17 protein-coding genes and 1 pseudogene are annotated in these 18,141 nt (G+C 63.6%); 8 read left to right on the top strand and 10 right to left on the bottom strand.

Annotation, left to right across the window (positions count from 1 at the left end):
• Positions 1–1,074, bottom strand: a 1,074-nt coding sequence (locus I8N66_RS03745; protein WP_291149848.1) for an ABC transporter substrate-binding protein, incomplete at its 3' end; no start/stop codon positions are given.
• A gap of 521 nt (positions 1,075–1,595) precedes the next feature.
• Between I8N66_RS03745 and I8N66_RS03740 the strand changes: the two genes are divergently transcribed.
• The 3 genes from I8N66_RS03740 (at position 1,596) to I8N66_RS03730 (ending at position 5,058) form a co-directional block, all read left to right on the top strand.
• Positions 1,596–2,651: a LacI family transcriptional regulator gene (locus I8N66_RS03740; RefSeq protein ID WP_113539359.1), complete on the top strand. Its 1,056-nt coding sequence runs from the start codon at positions 1,596–1,598 to the stop codon at positions 2,649–2,651.
• A gap of 112 nt (positions 2,652–2,763) precedes the next feature.
• Positions 2,764–4,386 carry an ABC-F family ATP-binding cassette domain-containing protein gene (locus I8N66_RS03735; RefSeq protein WP_291149845.1) on the top strand — a complete coding sequence of 541 codons (1,623 nt, stop codon included), beginning with the start codon at positions 2,764–2,766 and terminating at the stop codon, positions 4,384–4,386.
• A 351-nt stretch (positions 4,387–4,737) separates the two neighbouring features.
• The gene (locus tag I8N66_RS03730; RefSeq protein ID WP_291149843.1) at positions 4,738–5,058 is read left to right on the top strand and encodes a hypothetical protein; all 321 of its coding nucleotides are present in this window, start codon (positions 4,738–4,740) and stop codon (positions 5,056–5,058) included.
• Between the two features lie 177 nt (positions 5,059–5,235).
• Here I8N66_RS03730 and gndA read toward each other — a convergent pair whose 3' ends face one another.
• From gndA to ccoG, 5 genes are all read right to left on the bottom strand, one after another.
• Positions 5,236–6,666, bottom strand: a complete 1,431-nt coding sequence (gene gndA / locus I8N66_RS03725; protein ID WP_291149840.1) for an NADP-dependent phosphogluconate dehydrogenase — start codon at positions 6,664–6,666, stop codon at positions 5,236–5,238.
• A gap of 180 nt (positions 6,667–6,846) precedes the next feature.
• Positions 6,847–7,005: a cbb3-type cytochrome oxidase assembly protein CcoS gene (gene ccoS / locus I8N66_RS03720; RefSeq protein ID WP_043615060.1), complete on the bottom strand. Its 159-nt coding sequence runs from the start codon at positions 7,003–7,005 to the stop codon at positions 6,847–6,849.
• Positions 7,005–9,290, bottom strand: coding sequence for a cation-translocating P-type ATPase (locus I8N66_RS03715; protein ID WP_291149825.1), 2,286 nt, complete (start codon positions 9,288–9,290; stop codon positions 7,005–7,007). Before I8N66_RS03715 ends, ccoS begins: the two co-directional genes overlap by 1 nt.
• Complete coding sequence (locus I8N66_RS03710) at positions 9,287–9,784, bottom strand: FixH family protein (RefSeq protein ID WP_113539354.1); 498 nt, start codon at positions 9,782–9,784, stop codon at positions 9,287–9,289. The genes I8N66_RS03715 and I8N66_RS03710 overlap by 4 nt, the downstream gene beginning before the upstream one ends.
• Positions 9,781–11,355, bottom strand: a complete 1,575-nt coding sequence (gene ccoG, locus I8N66_RS03705) for a cytochrome c oxidase accessory protein CcoG (RefSeq protein ID WP_291149822.1) — start codon at positions 11,353–11,355, stop codon at positions 9,781–9,783. The genes I8N66_RS03710 and ccoG overlap by 4 nt, the downstream gene beginning before the upstream one ends.
• A 230-nt stretch (positions 11,356–11,585) precedes the next feature.
• Between ccoG and I8N66_RS03700 the strand changes: the two genes are divergently transcribed.
• From I8N66_RS03700 to I8N66_RS03680, 5 genes are all read left to right on the top strand, one after another.
• A complete protein-coding gene (locus I8N66_RS03700) occupies positions 11,586–13,064 on the top strand; it encodes a sodium:alanine symporter family protein (RefSeq protein ID WP_291149821.1) in 1,479 nt (492 codons plus the stop codon).
• Positions 13,040–13,870: a helix-turn-helix domain-containing protein gene (locus I8N66_RS03695; protein ID WP_291149819.1), complete on the top strand. Its 831-nt coding sequence runs from the start codon at positions 13,040–13,042 to the stop codon at positions 13,868–13,870. Before I8N66_RS03700 ends, I8N66_RS03695 begins: the two co-directional genes overlap by 25 nt.
• 64 nt (positions 13,871–13,934) lie before the next feature.
• Complete coding sequence (locus tag I8N66_RS03690; protein ID WP_113539350.1) at positions 13,935–14,345, top strand: SRPBCC family protein; 411 nt, start codon at positions 13,935–13,937, stop codon at positions 14,343–14,345.
• 1 nt (position 14,346) lies between these two features.
• On the top strand, positions 14,347–14,700 hold the full coding sequence (locus tag I8N66_RS03685; protein ID WP_113539349.1) for a VOC family protein: 354 nt from the start codon (positions 14,347–14,349) through the stop codon (positions 14,698–14,700).
• 406 nt (positions 14,701–15,106) lie between these two features.
• Positions 15,107–16,003, top strand: a complete 897-nt coding sequence (locus tag I8N66_RS03680; protein WP_291149815.1) for a hypothetical protein — start codon at positions 15,107–15,109, stop codon at positions 16,001–16,003.
• A 153-nt stretch (positions 16,004–16,156) separates the two neighbouring features.
• On the opposite strand, the gene ccoP is transcribed toward I8N66_RS03680, so the two are convergent.
• The 4 genes and pseudogenes from ccoP to I8N66_RS03660 all read right to left on the bottom strand — a co-directional run.
• Positions 16,157–17,020 carry a cytochrome-c oxidase, cbb3-type subunit III gene (gene ccoP, locus I8N66_RS03675; RefSeq protein ID WP_113539348.1) on the bottom strand — a complete coding sequence of 288 codons (864 nt, stop codon included), beginning with the start codon at positions 17,018–17,020 and terminating at the stop codon, positions 16,157–16,159.
• A 4-nt stretch (positions 17,021–17,024) separates the two neighbouring features.
• On the bottom strand, positions 17,025–17,177 hold the full coding sequence (locus I8N66_RS03670) for a cbb3-type cytochrome c oxidase subunit 3 (protein ID WP_113539347.1): 153 nt from the start codon (positions 17,175–17,177) through the stop codon (positions 17,025–17,027).
• A gap of 12 nt (positions 17,178–17,189) precedes the next feature.
• Entirely contained in the window at positions 17,190–17,921 is a 732-nt protein-coding gene (ccoO, locus tag I8N66_RS03665) for a cytochrome-c oxidase, cbb3-type subunit II (RefSeq protein ID WP_113539346.1), read from the bottom strand.
• A 13-nt stretch (positions 17,922–17,934) separates the two neighbouring features.
• A pseudogene (locus I8N66_RS03660) lies at positions 17,935–18,141 on the bottom strand (cytochrome-c oxidase, cbb3-type subunit I); the annotation flags it as partial.

Below are 18,141 nucleotides of genomic sequence, written 5' to 3'. Positions count from 1 at the left end.
GTCCAGGCCCTTCTTCATGCAGTCGTTGGCAGCAGCCAGATCGACGTCGCCGCGCACCGGCAGCGAGCCCTTCTTGAGATTGAAGGCCACCTGCGTCTTCGGATCGAGCAGCGTCGAAGCAAGCGCTTCCTGCGCCTTCGACTTTTCCTCGTCCTTCAGAAGCGGGAAGTAGAAGGCGTCGCCACCGGTCGAGATGATCTCGTTGACGCCGAGGCCGGGCAAGCAGGTATAGTCGGTTCCAGCCTTCTGGCCGGCAAGCGCGAACTCACCCTGTGCCCAGTCGCCCATGATCTGGCCACCCGCCTTGCCGGTGATGACCATGTTGGTCGCCTGGTTCCAGTCCTGGACATTGGTGCCCTTCGACATGCGGCGTGCGTCATCGGCAGCCTTGAAGACCTTGGCGATCTCGGGGCCTGCGGCCACTTCCTCGTCCTTGTCGCCGAAGACCTTCTGGAACGTATCCTTGCCGGCGATCGCCACCATCAACACGTCGAAGGCGCCGGCTGCCTGCCACGGCTGACCACCGACGGCGAGCGGCACGATGCCGGCCTTTTCGAGCGCGGGCGCTGCCGCCACGAACTCATCCCAGTTCTTCGGCACGTCGACGCCGGCCGTCTTGAAGGCGGCGTTCGACAGCCACAACCACTGCCAGGAGTGGATGTTGACCGGGGCGCAATAGATCTTGCCGTCGATCGTGCAGGAATCGAGCAGGCTCGCCGGCTTGATGATGTCCTTCCAGTGCTCGCGGGTCGCGACATCGGTCAGGTCGCGCATCAGGCCAGCCTGAACCAGCTCCTCTGCCTGGCGGCCATGGTTGAACTGCGTGGCGCCCATCGGGTCACCACCGGTGATGCGACTGATCATGATCGGGCGGGCGGTGCCGCCGGAGCCGGCGATTGCGCCATCGACCCAGTGATTGCCCGTCGCATCGAAGGCCTTGGCGAGCTCCGCAACCGCGGCAGCTTCACCGCCGGACGTCCACCAATGGGTCACTTCAAGATCGGCAGCGCTGACTGCGCTGAGCGGCAGGGCCACGGCGGCCGAAAGCACGATGGCGAAAGAACGTAAATTCATGAGTCTCCTCCCTCACTGTAACGTTACCGTAAAAAACTTAGTGCAATCGATTACAGGACGCAACACCCACCACAATCGATTTAAACAGAATCTTGGAAAACACCTATTGGGTGCATATGGCATCGCATGTCCAAAGCGCTTTGCACCTCGCTTCCGCCCCGTTTCGCCATACAGAATATGCAACTATCCCGCTGATATTCATCGTTTTTCATCGACGCGCCGGTTCCGATGTGGAAATCTTCATCTCGCAACCGCAAAAAACATCTGTCCGAAAGCGCGTTTCAACCAGGCCGCTTCATCTTTCGCAGTGCAGCAACGAAAATGCTCGACATCGCTACTGTATCGTTACAGATTTGAAGCAATTCGATCCAACTGAAGCGGGATAGCCGCTCGCCGCTTTTCGTATATAAGGCGATGAAGTGACGCGGCGGCCCGGTAGTGGACAGGACTGAACCGACGCGCGCCGCTGCCCGGGCGGGCAAACCGGCGGCATGCGGGCAAAGAGTGGGCGGGTGACGGCAATGGACAGCAAGACGAAGAACAGGCCGCAGACGCTGCCGGATGGTGCCCGGCCGACACTGAAGACGATCGCCTTCATGACCGGACTCGGGATCACCACGGTTTCGCGGGCGCTGAAGGATGCGCCCGACATCGGCGCCGAAACCAAGGAACGCGTGCGTCTCGTCGCCAAGCAGATCGGCTATCAGCCGAACCGTGCCGGCGTTCGCCTCCGGACCGGCAAGACCAATGTCATCAGTCTCGTGCTGACGCTGGAAGAAGAGATCATGGGCATCACCAGCCCGATGGTCGTCGGCATCACCGAAATCCTCGCCGGCACGCCCTATCACCTGGTCGTCACCCCCTATAGCGCCGTCAAGGACGCGCTGGCACCGATCCGCTACATCCTCGACACTGGCGCCGCGGACGGCGTGATCATCTCGCGCACCGAGCCGCACGATCCGCGCGTGGCGCTTCTGACCGAGCGCGGTCTGCCTTTCGTCACCCATGGCCGCACCGAGATGGGCATCGTTCATCCCTATCACGACTTCGACAACGAGCGCTTCGCCTATGAGGCAGTGCGCAAGCTCGTTGCCCGCGGCCGGCGCAAGCTGGTGCTGCTCGAGCCGCCGCCGCACCTCACCTTCTATTCACACATGCGCGCCGGCTTTGAACGGGGCCTGCGCGACTTCCAGGCCGATGCGGTCGGTTTCCACCAGACCAACATCGACCATTCGCTTGTCGAGATCCGCGATGCCTTCGAGCTGCTGATGCGCTCCGAGGATGCGCCTGACGGCATCGTCTCCGGCAGCGGCTCCGGCGCGATCGCGCTGATCGCCGGCCTTGAGATGGCCAAGAAGAAGCTCACGGAAGACTGCGACATGGTTTCGAAGTCCCCGAGCGACTTCCTGCGCTGGCTGCGGCCGGAGGTGATGACCATGTACGAGGACATTCGCGTCGCCGGCCGGGAGCTGGCCAAAGCCGTCATCGGCCATATCGACGGCCAGCCGCCGGAAACGCTGCAGAGCCTCAGCCAGCCGGAGTTCCAGCCGCCGATCACGCGCGGTCTGCGGGCCTAGGAACGGCTGAAAACAGCGGCGAAGTCTTGCTTGTGACGCAGAAACCTGCGACAGGCCGGGGCAATGTATGGGCGCAACGGCGCCCCACTCCTCCCTTCAGGCTACCGCAGACATGATCCGCATCGAAAACATCAGCAAGCAGCTCAGCCACCGCATCCTTTTCATCGAAGCCTCCGCCGCTCTGAACCGCGGCGAGAAGGTCGGCCTCGTGGGCCCCAATGGCGCCGGCAAGTCCTCGCTCTTCCGCATGATCACCGGCGAGGAAATTCCGGACGAAGGCCAGGTCGCCGTCGATAAGGGCGTCACGATCGGCTACTTCAACCAGGACGTCGGCGAGATGTCCGGCAACAGTGCGGTTTCCGAAGTGATGAACGGCGCCGGGCCGGTGAGCGAAGTCGCCGCCGAACTGCGCGAGCTCGAAGCCGCCATGGTCGATCCGGATCGCCTTGACGAGATGGACGCGATCATCGAACGCTATGGCGAGGTCCAGGCGCGCTATGAAGAGCTTGACGGTTACGCGCTCGAGGGCCGCGCCCGCGAAGTGCTGGCGGGCCTGAGTTTCTCCCAGGAGATGATGGACGGCGATGTCGGCAAGCTTTCGGGCGGCTGGAAGATGCGCGTGGCGCTCGCCCGCATTCTCCTCATGCGCCCCGACGTGATGCTGCTCGACGAACCGAGCAACCATCTCGATCTCGAAAGCCTGATCTGGCTCGAAGACTTCCTCAAGAACTATGACGGTGCGCTGATGATGACCTCGCACGACCGCGAGTTCATGAACCGCATCATCACCAAGATCATCGAGATCGATGGCGGCTCGCTCAATGCCTATTCCGGCGACTACGGCTTCTACGAGCAGCAGCGCGCCCAGAACGAAAAGCAGCAGCAGGCGCAGTTCGAGCGCCAGCAGGCGATGCTCGCCAAGGAAATCAAGTTCATCGAGCGCTTCAAGGCCCGCGCCTCGCACGCCTCCCAGGTGCAGAGCCGGGTGAAGAAGCTAGAAAAGATCGACCGAGTCGAGCCGCCGAAGCGCCGCCAGACGGTCGCCTTCGAATTCCGCCCGGCGCCGCGCTCCGGCGAAGACGTCATCAACATCAAGGGCGTGCACAAGAAATACGGCAGCCGCAGCATTTATGAGGGTCTGGACTTCATGGTGCGTCGCCGCGAGCGCTGGTGCATCATGGGCATCAACGGCGCCGGCAAGTCGACGCTTCTGAAGCTCGTCGCCGGATCGACCGAGCCGGACGAAGGCAACGTCGCGCTCGGCGCGAGCGTCAAGATGGGCTACTTCGCCCAGCACGCGATGGACGTGCTTGACGGTGACCGCACGGTGCTGCAGCAGCTCGAAGACACTTTCCCGCAGGCCGGCCAGGCACCGCTGAGAGCGCTCGCCGGCTGCTTCGGCTTTTCCGGCGACGATGTCGAGAAGAAGTGCCGGGTGCTTTCCGGCGGCGAGAAGGCGCGCCTTGTCATGGCGATCATGCTCTTCGACCCGCCGAACCTCTTGGTGCTCGACGAGCCGACCAACCACCTGGACCTCGACACCAAGGAAATGCTGATCAAGGCGCTCGCGGACTACGAAGGCACGATGCTCTTCGTTTCGCACGACCGCCACTTCCTCGCAGCCCTTTCCAACCGCGTGCTGGAACTGACGCCTGAAGGCATCCACCAGTATGGCGGCGGCTATACGGAATATGTCGCCCGCACCGGCCAGGAAGCGCCGGGCCTTCGGAGCTGATGGAGTAAGGCGAGCTGGGCGTCGCGCGCCGGCGCCCAGCATTTCGCAGTCACCGCCTTCCTCGGCGGGGACCGAGGACCTGCAAGCAGAGCCAGACGCGACCCTGCTCTAAATCGGAACTGAAAAAACTAGGTTCTTGTGAAGCGCCGCCGTGGCAGCACGCACAGATCCTAACGGATCGCCGCGTGAAATCGATGGGACTTTGGTCCGACTCGCGCAGCCAAAGGTCTGAGTGTCATTGCCGCACCATGCACCAGTCACAAATTGCAGGGCCTGGGGCGCCATCGCAGCAAACAAATGTTGCCGACGAAAGCGCAAAGCATGACATCAAGAATTGCATGGAAAGACCGGTTGAGCGACGGCACCTGGGGTTTCCTGTCCAATCCCTTCACCATCGGCATCTATCTTGCGCTCGCCACGCTCTGCGCTTTCCTCGGCAGCGCGACGACCGGTATTCCTGCCTACCTGCTCATGGCCATCGGGTTCCTGCTGGTGATCTTTGTCGATCCGCCGAAGAGGCTGGGCAGGCTTCGGGAACGCCGCCGCTCGCCTCGGCCGAACACGGTGACGCCCCTCGTGCAGCGAACGGGCGAGCACGAAATGATGCAGGGCACGCGGAGCCCTGAGGCACGCCGCCGAACCCGGGCCGACCGCCAGGCCTCTCGGCGTTAGCCGCCCGCCAGCGCCGGACGGCCGCGCCGAAGGCTTCCCCAGCGGGAGCAATCGGCCTCAGCAGAACGACCAGCTCCCGTCTCGATGGCCGGCTAGAATCCGATCCGGTCAGCGCGATCCTCAAACGCAAACGGGGCGGTCCGAAGGCCGCCCCGCATTGCATCACTGATCCCGCTCTCAGCCGTTAAGGCCGCTGCCCCACGGGCCGTGGTGGCTGTCGGCGCCGTCGACGCGGTCAAAGCCATGCGCGCCGAAGAAGTCGCGCTGCGCCTGGATGACGTTGGCCGTGCCGCGGCCGCGGCGGTAGCTGTCGAAATAGCCAAGCGCCGAGGCGAGTGCGGGAACCGGCAGGCCGCCGAGAACGGCAGCCGAGACGACGCGACGCAGCGCGCCATCGGTTTCCTTGACCATGGCGGCAAAGGCCGGTGTGACGATCAGGTTGGCAGCGTCAGGCGCCTTGGTGAAGGCGGTGGTGATTTCGTCGAGGAACTGCGAACGGATGATGCAGCCGGCGCGCCAGATCTTGGCGATCGTCGGCATCGGCAGGTTCCAGTTGAACTCCTTGGAAGCCGCCGACATCACGGCGAAGCCTTGCGCATAGGCGCCGATCTTGGCGGCAAGCAGTGCGCTTTCGAGATCCTTGATGAAGGCTGCCTTGTCGGCGACCTTGAACTCGCCGACTGAGGGAAGCCCGAGGATCTTCTCGGCCGTTTCGCGCTCGTCCTTCATCGAGGAGATGCTGCGCGCCGCAACCGCCGCCTCGATGCCGGTTGCCGGCACGCCCATGTTCTGCGCCTCGATCACCGACCACTTGCCGGTGCCCTTCTGGCCGGCCTTGTCGAGGATCATGTCGACGATCGGCTTGCCGGTCAGGGGATCGGCGGCCTTCAGCACCTTCTCGGTGATCTCGATCAGGTAGGAGTTGAGGCGGCCCTTGTTCCAGGTGCCGAAGACTTCGCCGATCTCGGTCGCCGACATCTTCAGGCCGTCGCGCAGGATGCCGTAGATTTCGGCGATCATCTGCATGTCGGCATATTCGATGCCGTTGTGGATGGTCTTGACGAAGTGACCGGCGCCGTTTTCGCCGAGCCAGGCAACGCAAGGTACGTTGTCGTATTTGGCGGCAATCGAGGTCAAAACGGTCTCGACGCGCTTCCACGACTCTTCCTTGCCGCCGACCATGATCGACGGGCCGTGACGTGCACCTTCCTCACCGCCGGAAACACCCATGCCGATGAAGGTGAGGCCCGAATCCTTCAGCGCCTCGAAGCGGCGCATCGTGTCGCGGAAGTTGGCGTTGCCGGCGTCGATCATGATGTCGCCCTTGGCCAGATACGGCTTCAGGATCTCCATCTGCTGATCGACCGGCTCACCGGCCTTGATCATGATGATGATCGGACGCGGCGGACGGATGGCGGCAACGAATTCTTCAATGGTGTCGCAGGGCACGATCTGGCCCTGGAGATCGCCGGCTTCCGCGTAGAATTTGTGCGTCGCCTCGACGGTGCGGTTGAAAACCGCGATCTTGTTGCCTTTTTCAGCGATGTTGAGCGCCAGGTTCGAGCCCATGACGCCGAGACCGATTAGGCCGATTTCCGCCTGTGACACGTGATTGCCTCCATTGGACAGAAGTGCCGGGCGCGATCGGGATAAGCGCGTCAGTGCCGGCCCTTCGAATTAAACTTCGCCCCCTCGCGCGGGGCTCTGTGGAAGGCCCGGGCGCGAGAAGCGACGGCGGAGGTTGTTTTGGCATTCAAATCGATTAAGGACAAGCGATTACTGACAAAATCACTTCTTTTCAGGCTTGCCATCACCATCGTCGAGGACCCGCCAGGAGGCCCCTTCGAGGTCTTCGTACTGACCGCTTTTCAGCGCCCAGAGGAACGCAACAAGACCAATCCCGCCAAGAAAAAGCGCAATGGGAATGAGGTAGATCAGTGTGTTCATTAGGCGCTCCCGACCGGCCGCAGCGTGGCCGGTGCCTGCCGCTCCGCCTGCTCGGCGACATTGCCGGTCGCCGCGCGCAGGCGCAAGGCATTGGCAACGACGATCACCGACGAGGTCGACATGGCGACCGCTGCGATCAGCGGTGTCGCATAGCCGAGGATCGCGATCGGCACGGCGATGACGTTGTAGCCGATCGCCAGAGCAAAGTTCTGGCGAATGAGCCGCCCGGCCCGCCGCGACGTATCGATCGCCATCGGCACGGCGTTCAGCCCCTGGTGCAGGAAGACGAAGTCCGCAGCCTGCCGGCCGACATCGGCGGCCGTTGCCGGCGCCATCGAGACGTGGGCTGCGCGCAGCGCCGGAGCGTCGTTGATGCCGTCGCCGACCATCAGCACGCGGTGGCCGCCCTCAGCGGCAGCGGCGCATTCATCCACCTTGCCGCGCGGCGTCAGTTCCGCCTTGAAGCGTTCGATGCCGATCCGGCGGGCAAGTGCCGCCACGACAGGCGCACGGTCGCCGGAGAGGATGCCGGTCGACAGGCCCAGCCGTGCGAGTTCCTCGATGCTTTCGCGAGCGAAGGGCCGCAGCCGGTCCTCGAAGCGGAAGCAGCCAAGTTCACGGCCATCGAGCGACAGGATCACTTCAGACTGACCGGTCGCCTCGCCGGCATCGCCGCATGCAAAAGCACGGCTACCGAGCCGGTAGACACCGGCTTCGGTATGCGCCTCGATGCCGGCACCGGGAATTTCGCGGATTTCGCCGTTGACGACGGGCGCGATGGTCGCCGCATCATGAATGGCCATCGCCAGCGGATGACGCGAGTGCACGGCAAGGCCTGCCGCCGTTGCCAGCACGGAGGGCTGGATCTCCTGGCCATTGACGAGCCGCGGCTCGCCCACCGTCAGCGTGCCTGTTTTGTCGAGCAGCACCGTGTCGATCTCGGCAAGGCGCTCCATGGCCGAGCCGTCCTTGACCATGACGCCGTTCTGGAAAAGCCGTCCGGCGGCGATGACCTGCACGACGGGGACCGCAAGCCCGAGGGCGCAGGGGCAGGTGATGATCAGCACCGCAACCGCAACCAGCATCGCATGATGGAAGTCGCCATTAACGAACATCCAGCCGATGAAGCTCAACAGTGCCAGCAGATGCACTGCGGGCGAATAATATTGCGCCGCGCGGTCGGCGATGCGGCGATAGCGCGCCCTGCCCCCTTCGGCGGCCTCCATCAGCCCCATGATCTCGGCCAGCAGCGAGTCACGCGCCGCGGCCGTCGCCTCGATTGTCAGCGGTCCGGTGAGGTTCAGCGTGCCGGCTTCCACGGTGTCGCCAACCTTGACCGGCGCCGGCGCGCTTTCGCCATTGACGATCGAGCGATCGAGATCGCTGGCGCCCGTGAGAATACGGCCGTCGACCGGAATGCGCTCGCCGGCTGATATCGCCAGCTTTTCGCCCGGCTTGATCTCGTCCACGGGGCGATATTCCCGCCCGCCAGCCGCATCGAGCACCATGGCGCCGCGCGGCGAAAGCCTCGCCAGGCTGCTGATCGCCGAACGGGCGCGACCGCGCATCATATGGTCAAGCGTGCGGCCGATCAAAAGGAAGAAGAGCAGCATCACCGTGCCGTCGAACCAGGCATGGGTGCCGTGGGTGATCGTCTCATAGAGCGAGATCGAGAACGAAAGCGTGATCGCAAGCGCAATCGGCACGTCCATGTTGGTGCGGCCGTGCTTCAGCGCGTTCCAGGCCGACGCATAGAAGAAGCGCCCGGCATAGATCAGCGTCGGCGCGGCAATCAGCGCCGAGATCCAGTGGAAGAGGTCACGGGTCGCAGCCTCCGCCCCCGACCAGACCGAGACCGAAAGCAGCATGATGTTGGCCGAGGCAAAGCCGGAGACGGCAACGGCACGCACCAGCTTCTTCAGCGTCTGGTCGCCGTCTTCCTCGCCCGGCGCGAAGAGATGGGTCTCGTAACCGCGCGAGCGAATGGTCCGCGCGAGTTCCCGCGGATCGGTGCGGGCGCCATCGACTTCTTCCTTCCAGACGATCGAGACCCGCCGCGACGAAAGGTTCACGCGTGCCCGGTCGACTTCCGGCAGCACCTTCAGCGCGCCTTCCAGCGTGGTGATGCAGGCGCCGCAATGCACCCCGGGGACGCTGAGGTCCGTCTGGCGCAGGCCGCCGCCCAGCGACCGGCTCGTCAGCCACAATTCTTCGGCTGTCGGCAGCCCCTGCCCGGCCCTGTCGATCTCCAGAGCCATTTCGGTTCCTGGAGCACAGCAGCTCATTGCCCGGCTCCCGGCACCATGAAGCGGATCGCCTGGCGGTAGACGACCGCATCGCCCCTGGTCGCGGTGATATCGGCAATCCACTGACCACGCTTCAGGTTCGCGGCGGCAACGAAGACGCCCTCGCCCTGATGCGCCATCTCGACCGTCACATCCTCATGCTCCTCGACTGGCCGCTTGAGGATCGCGACCACCTTGTCGGCAGTCAGCTCCGGCTTGCCCTGGCGTGTCAGCGTGTAGCGCAGCGCCTCGTTCTCGACGCTGAGCTTGCCGTCGAGGCCAATGGCGGCAAAGGCCTTCGCCTCCTTCACCTTGCCGTTGAACTGCTGGCTGGCGACATAGGTGTTTTGCACCACCAGTCCGCTCCAGCTATGGCTCGCATTCCAGGCCATGATCAGGTTGACGGTGATGATCGTGCCGAAGAACAGCACCATGACGCCGAGCATGTGCCAGCCGGTGAAGGGCCGCGGTGCTTTTGCCTGCTTGGTGGTCATTTTGCGGCTCCCGGGCTGTTGAAGTTGGCCTTGTAGACGTCGCGCTCGTGGCTCGACGGATCCTCGACAATGAGGCTGAAACCGTCAGCTGCTTCGGTCAGCTTGTCCTTCGGCAGCGTCACGAAAACCTTGACCGCCGTTACCTTGTCCGGATCGACGCCCACTGCAAACGTGCGGCCGTCGCCCGGCGCGTGGCCGGCGATGCGCATGGTCGCCGAGGGCATGCCGTCGATTGCGAGCGTGATGGTGCGTTGTTCGGGGATCATGTTCAAGAGCTTGACCAAGTAGCCGTTGCGCACCGAGCCATCGGATTCGACGACGAATTGCGGGTTGCGGTCGTGCAGCACGTTGAGTTCCAGCCGGTCGCGCGACAGAAGCGCATAGAGCAGCCCGATGCCGACGAGCGTCCAGACGCCGAGATAGAGAAGCACGCGCGGCCGGAAGACGATCCTCCAGTTGAAGTGGCGAACCTTGTCGACGAAAGCGCCGTCCGCGTCGCGCACCCGGCTCGGGTCGATCGTGGTCGTGCCGCCATTGGTGGCAAGCGCCATGTTGGCGGCATACTCGTTCAGCGTCGCATAGGAGATCAGCCCGCGCTCGCGGCCGAGCTTGTCCATGACGCCGTCGCAGGCGTCGATGCAGAGCGCGCAGGTGATGCATTCGAGCTGCTGGCCATCGCGGATGTCGATACCCATCGGACAGACGACGACGCAGGCGTTGCAATCGACGCAATCGCCGACGGCTTCCCCGGCGGCAACGGCCTTCTTCTGGTGGCGCGAACGCGGCTCGCCGCGCCAGTCGTTATAGGTCACGACCAGCGAGTTCTCGTCGAGCATCGCCGCCTGGATGCGCGGCCACGGGCACATATAGGTGCAGACCTGCTCGCGCATCAGCCCGCCGAAGACATAGGTGGTGGCCGTCAGGATGCCGACGGTCATGTAGGCGACGGTCGGCGCCTCAAGCGAGATGAAGCTCTTGAGCAGCGTCGGTGCGTCGGCGAAGTAGAAGATCCAGGCGCCGCCGGTGGCAATGCCGATCAGGATCCAGATCGAATGCTTCGACACACGCTTGACGACCTTGTCGAACGTCCAGGGGCCGGCATCGAGCTTCATGCGGGCGTTGCGGTCACCTTCGATATAGCGCTCGACCACCAGGAAGAGATCGACCCATACGGTCTGCGGACAGGTGTAGCCGCACCAGGCGCGGCCGACGGCCGATGTCACCAGGAACAGGCCGAAGCCCGCCATCACCAAAAGGCCGGCGACGAAGAAGAATTCCTGCGGCCAGATTTCGATGAAGAAGAAATAGAAGCGACGAGCGGCAAGATCGACCAGCACCGCCTGGTCAGGCGCATGCGCGCCGCGATCCCAGCGGATCCACGGCGTCAGGTAGTAGATGCCGAGCGTCACCAGCATCACCAGCCACTTGAACCGGCGGAAACTGCCCTCGGCGCGCTTCGGGAAGATCTTCTTGCGTTTTTCGTAGAGCGGCTTGCGCACATGCGCCGCATTGACCGGTTCGGCCTCGTGGCGTTCGACAGAGGCAGGATTTGCGGCTGAATGAGGGCTCATTTGTGGGAAATCCCCGGATATGTCATGTATTGCATCACCTTTTGCCCGATTTGGCAGCCGAAAACGTTGATCTGTGTCAAGTTTGAGGGCTAAAGCGCCAGCATGCGGCGAAAGGTCCGGGCCTTCCCATGGAAGTGCCCAGGCTTCAAAAGAAGTGCACTGCCTTTCCCATTCGATCCGCATCGCGGTTCGCCACATCATCATACCTTGCAATACCAATGAGGAACCGCATGGACACGATCATCGGCTTTCTGAACACGATCTTTTGGGGCTATGTGCTGATCTACGGCCTGCTCGCCGTCGGTATCTATTTCACCCTGCGCCTCGGTTTTCCGCAGATCGTGCATTTCGGCGAGATGTTCCGGGTCCTGAGCAGCGGCGGCTCGAAGGATGCGGCCGGCATCAGCCCGTTCCAGGCGCTGACCGTCAGCCTCGCCTCACGCGTCGGCACCGGCAACCTCGCCGGCGTTGCCGTGGCCCTCTATCTCGGCGGACCGGGTGCCACCTTCTGGATGTGGATGGTGGCGCTGGTCGGCATGGCGACGGCCTATGCCGAAAGCGCACTGGCGCAGCTCTACAAGGTGCGCAACGAGAGCGGCCAATATCGTGGCGGTCCTGCCTTCTACATCGCCCGCGGCCTCAATGCGCCCTGGGCGGCGACGATCTTCTCCGTCTGCCTGATTCTCTCCTTCGGCCTCGTCTTCAACGCCGTGCAGGCCAATTCCATCGCCGATGCCGTCCAGGGCGCCTTCGGCGTGCCGAAGATCGCCGTTGGCATCGCGGTTGCGACCATCTCCGGCATCGTCATCTTCGGCGGCATTCGTCAGATCGCCCGCGTCGCCGAAATCGTCGTGCCCTTCATGGCGATCGCCTATCTCCTGACGGCGATCTATGTGCTGATCGCCAACGCCTCGATCGTCCCGAGCGTCCTGTGGACCATCATCTCCAGCGCCTTCGGCCTGCAGGAAGCGGCCGGCGGTGTTGCCGGCGGTGTGACCGCAGCCATGATGAACGGCGTCAAGCGCGGTCTCTTTTCCAACGAGGCCGGCATGGGCTCTGCCCCGAACATCGCCGCCGTCGCAACGCCCGTGCCGCATCACCCGGCGTCGCAAGGTTTCGTCCAGTCGCTCGGCGTCTTCATCGATACGATCCTGATCTGCACCGCAACCTCGGTCATGATCCTGCTGTCGGGCACATTGGAGCCGGGCTCTGGCGTCACGGGCACGCAGCTGACGCAAGCGGCGATGAACGTGCATATCGGCTGGGCCGGCAGCTACTTCATCGCGATCGCAATCTTCTTCTTCGCCTTCACCTCGATCATCGGCAACTATTCCTATGCGGAGAATGCGCTCACCTATCTCGGGGGCGCCAACCGTCTGGGCGTCCTGATCATGCGCTGCGCCGTGCTCGTCATGGTGGTCTGGGGCGCCTCCGAGAGCATCACCACGGTCTTCGACGCCGCCGATGCCTCCATGGGCCTGATGGCGACGATCAACCTCATTGCCATCGTTCTTCTGTCCGGTACCATTGCCAAACTGACGAAGGATTATTTTTCCCAGCGTCGGCAAGGTCTTGATCCGGTGTTCCATGCGGCCGACTATCCGGAGCTGCAGGGACAGATTGACGGTGAGATCTGGTCGCGCGAAGGGACGACCGGCGCTACCGGGGGCGTGGAGAACAAGACATGGACGGCGCCTTCGAGCCCCTGACACGTACACGGCCGACACTGGCAAAGCCGACACTGGCCAAACAGCGCGGCATCTATCGCGAGCGCGCCGCACCAGGCGCGCTTGGCGGCCATGTCGAATGCCTCTGGAGCCACCGGATGCCGGACGCGCCGCCAGCACCGATGGCGGTGGTGCCAGACGGCTGCGTCGATATCCTCTGGTCCGATCGAGGCCTCGTCATCGCCGGCCCCGATCGGGTGGCAGCCTTGCCGGTCATCGCCGGCGGCGCCAACATCGTCGGCCTGCGTTTCCGCCCGGGTGTCGCTGCGTCGTTCCTGCGCACATCCCTTTCGGAAATCACCGGTCAAATCGTCCCGCTAGACGTGTTCTGGGGCAAGGAAGGGCGTGAACTCGACGCACGGCTTCAGGACGCACCGGATACGACCCGCCGCGCCGACATCCTGGCGGATGCGGTGCTGCGGCGCCTGCCGGCCGTCTCTCCGCCGCCAGGTGATGTCGCGGTCACCCTCGCCTATCTCCGGCAGAGCCCTGATTCGCCTGACCACCCCATCCGCGCACTGGCTACGGCCACCGGCACCAGCGAACGGACGCTGCGCCGGCGCTGCCACGAGCATTTCGGCTATGGCGCCAAGACGCTCGATCGCATCCTGCGGCTGCAGCGCTTCCTAGGCGCATGCCAGAGGGAACCGTCGGCAACGCTCAGCCTGCTCGCGCTCGATGCCGGCTATGCCGACCAGGCGCATCTTTCGCGCGAGGCCAGGCAGCTGACCTCGCTGTCCCCGGCGGAAATCCGCCGTCAGCTCTCCGTCGACCGGCAGGCGGCCTGACTGGCCGTTTCGTTCAAGACCGGTGAGGCCACCCATGCTACGTCTTCTCAAAGGAGAACCAGGCATGGCAACACTCGAAGCAAAAATCGTTCACACCACCATCAACCGCGACTGGCGCGAGGTCTATGCCTTCATGGCAAAGCCCGAAAACATCCCGCGCTGGGCGTCCGGCCTGTCGTCGGGCCTGGCGCGCGAGGGCGACCATTGGCTAGCGCCCGGACCGCTCGGAAACGCCCGCGTGCGCTTCGCTCCCGCCAACGACTTCGGCGTCGTCGACCATCTGGTGACGCTCGAAGATGGCACCAAGGTCAACAATGCCCTGCGGGTCGTGCCGAACGGCGATGGCGCGGAGGTGATGTTCACGCTTCTGCGGCAGCCGGGCATGAGCGCGGAACAGTTTGCCGGCGATGCCGCCTGGGTGACTGGAGATCTCGCCACTTTGAAATCGATCATGGAATCCGGAGAAGACAGATAAAATGGGTAACAAGGGCAACGACAGCCGTATCGACTATGTCGAGTTCAACGTCTCCGACATCGCCGCCAGCAAAGCCTTCTACGGCAGCGCTTTCGGCTGGACCTTCACCGACTACGGCCCGGAATATTGCGAGTTCCAGGACGGCCGGCTGACCGGCGGCTTTACCACAACGGGTCCCGTCGGCAGCGGTGGACCGCTCATCATCCTCTATGCCGACAAGCTCGAGGACATGTTCGCCCGCGTTGAAAAGGCGGGCGGCAAGATCGTCAAGCCGATCTTTTCCTTCCCCGGCGGAAGGCGCTTCCACTTCGCCGACCCGGATGGGTACGAGCTGGCGGTCTGGTCGGCGCAGTAAGGCTGAGACACTCAGGGAGGTAGAGCGGGGACGATGGCAGCAGCCTCGCCACACGGGCGCAGTGGCCGCCTCCTCCCAACCCTCATCTCTGTGCTTGTCACAGAGATCCAGCGGCCGTGCGTCCGCACGGCAAGAGGCGCTGAGCCAAAACATGCGGGCCGCTTTTCTCGCGCCGCCGACGCGGCGCGGCTGGATTTCTGTGACAAGCACAGAAATGAGGGAGGTTGGAGAGACGGCAGCGCGTGCCGTTCGCGCTGCGTGCCTCGCTGCGTAATAGGCAATCAACCGATACGTCTGCGACTGCGTCGCCGCCACCCGTATCCTGTGGACGCACACTCCCGCTTTACGCCGGCTTAATCTCTACACGCCAGAATTGCGCACAAAGAACACGAGGGCGCGCAAGAGCATGGCCGACACGCATAACTTTCTGAAAAATTCCGTCATCATCGGCGCCCATCCCGACGACGAACTGTTGTGGTTCACCTCGATCCTCAACAAGGTCGACGAAGTGATCATCCTTTACCGCGACATCTGGTCTGAACCGCAGATGGGCGAGGCGCGCGCTGCCGCGATCAAGGCCTATCCGCGCGGCAATGTGCGCTTCCTGGAAATGGAAGAAACCGGCTCCTTCGACTGCGCCGACTGGACCAACCCAAAGCCCGGCCCTTTTGGCATGGAATTCGGCACCGAAGGTACGCGCCGCGAGGCCAAGCGCATCGTCAAGAAGTCACTGTCGCAGATCATGCCCGGCAGCTTCCGCCACTCGACGAGACCGATCGCACAGGCCTATCGCGACAACTACGAAACGCTCTACCGCACGCTCTACCCGCTGCTGAAGCCCGAGATGAACGTCTTCACCCACAATCCCTGGGGCGAATACGGCCATGAGGATCACGTGCAGGTCTTCCGCGTGCTCGACCGCCTGCGCGGCGAGATCGGTTTCAAGCTCTGGATGAGCAACTACTGCACCGAGCGCTCCATGCCGCTCGCCATGCAATATTTCAGCCGCAGGCCGCAAGACTATATCCGGCTGCCGGCCGACAAGGGCTTTGCCGAGCAGGTGGCCAATATCTATCGCCAGCACGACTGCTGGACCTGGCGCGACGACTGGATCTGGTTCGACGATGAATGCTTCATGGAAGCACCATCCAGCAAGCCGGAAGGCGGCGGCTTTCACCTCTTGCCGATGAACCTCTTCAATTTCGGCACGGTGGTGAAGAAGCCGGTCAACACCTCGCTGCTTCTCGGCACGGCGCTTTCGAGCGTCGTGGTCGGCGCCACCATCGCTGCCGCCCTGGAATGAGAAAGGCCGCGCCCTGACGCGGCCTTTCCAGATTGGATAGATCGATGCGGCTGCGCTCTGCGCCGCCCTTCACTGTCCTGCCGTACATCTCTCCCCGCAGGCGGGGAGAAGGTGGCGGCAGCCGGGGCAACCGCCTGCTCAGTCGCCAGTGCCCTACTCGCCGCCACCCAGCGAATGCACGAACACGGCAAGCTGCTTGACCGTGGTGTCGCCGAGGCGCGGCAGCCAGGCCGGCATCACGCCGTGCTTCGGCGTCTTCATCTGGGCGATGATCGCCTGTTCGCCCGAGCCGTTCAGCCACAACGCGTCGGCGAGATCAGGTGCACCGAACTCGCGGTTGCCCTTGGCATCGGGGCCATGGCACGAGGCGCAGTTGGCCTCAAACAGCGCCTTGCCCGGCTCGACCATGGACGCATCCGACGGCGTACCGGTGAGGCTGACGACGTATGCGGCCGTCTGCTTGATCTCTTCCGGCTGCAGGATTTCGGCGAAGGACGGCATTTCCGACACGCGGGTCTCGCCATCGCCGTTGTAGCGGATGCCGTGGGCGATCGTCTGGTAGATCTCCTCGGGCTTGCCGCCCCAGAGCCAGTCGTCGTCGTTCAGGTTCGGGAAGCCGGCAGAACCGGCCGCGCCCGAGCCATGGCACTGGGCGCAGTTGACCTTGAAGGCCGAAGCGCCGCCGGAGACGGCGAACTGCTGCAGCTGCGGATCGGCAATGATCTGCTCGATCGTGCTCGAGGCGATCTTCTCGAGGTTGCCGGCCTGCGCGGCCTTGGCGCTGGCAAGCTCGGCGCTCACCTCGGCACGGCTCGAATAGCCGAGCACGCCCTTGGTTGCGTCGGTCAGAAGCGGTACCGCCGGATAGACGATCATATAGCCGACCGCCCAGACGATGGTCGCGTAGAAGGTATAGACCCACCAGCGCGGCATCGGGTTGTTGAGTTCGCGGATACCGTCCCATTCGTGGCCGGTGGTCTCAACGCCGCTGATTTCGTCGACGTGTTTGTCCGCCATTATTTTAATCCTCCTTCAGAGGGATAGCTGCGGCCTGGTCGGCGGCCTTCTTGGCGCCGGGCCGGAAGATGAAGGCGACGACGCCGAGGAAGAAGAGGGTCATGCCAAGCAGCGCCCAGCTATCGGCGAACTGGCGCATGGCCGTGTAGGTTTCCATGTGCGTGTCTCCTTAGCGGTATCCGGTCGTGTCGTCGTAAGTGGAGAAATCGACCAGCGTGCCGAGCATCTGCAGATAGGAGATGAGCGCATCCATCTCCGTCAGCTTCTGCGGGTTGCCGTCGAAGTCGCCGAGCTTGGCCTTCGGATAGCGCGCCTCGACGCCGGAGGTGTCGGCGTTCGGATCGGCCTGCGCCTTGATGTCGGCCAGCGCGTTGTCGATCATCTCGTCCGTATAGGGAACGCCGACCGCCTTGTTGGCCTTCAGGTTCATGGCGATGTTCTTCACGTCGAGCGTCGTCTCCTTGAGGAAGGCATAGCTCGGCATGACCGATTCCGGCACCACCGAGCGCGGCTCGGTCATGTGCTGCACGTGCCACTCGTTGGAGTAGCGGTCGCCGACGCGGGCGAGATCCGGCCCGGTGCGCTTGGAACCCCACTGGAACGGATGGTCGTACATGGATTCCGCCGCCAGCGAGTAATGGCCGTAGCGCTCCACTTCGTCGCGGAACGGGCGGATCATCTGGCTGTGACAGACATAGCAGCCCTCACGGACATAGATGTCGCGCCCGGCGAGTTCCAGCGGCGAATAGGGCCGCATGCCTTCCACCTTCTCGATGGTGTTTTCGAGGTAGAAGAGCGGCGCGATTTCCACGATGCCGCCGATGGAGACGACGAGCAGCGAGCCGACGAGCAGCAGGGTTGCGTTGCGTTCAAGGGTCGCGTGTTTGTCGAGAATGGACATGGTCTGGGCCCTCCTATTCCGCAGCTTTCAGCGCGTGCTGAGCAGCACCGAAGATCGGGGCTTCGTCGCGCACGCGGCCGAGGATGGTCATTGTTACGTTGAAGGCCATGAGCAGAGCCCCGGCGAGGAACAGTGCGCCGCCAAGAGCACGCAGCACGTAGTAGGGCCGCCTGGCCGCGACCGATTCCGCGAAGGAATAGACGAGGAAGCCCGGGTCGTC

It is taken from the genome of Ensifer sp. SSB1 (genome assembly GCF_016652895.1).
GTDB lineage: Bacteria > Pseudomonadota > Alphaproteobacteria > Rhizobiales > Rhizobiaceae > Ensifer.
The sequence above is the reverse complement of the archived record's forward strand: the minus strand, read 5'-3'. Positions and strand labels throughout refer to the sequence as shown.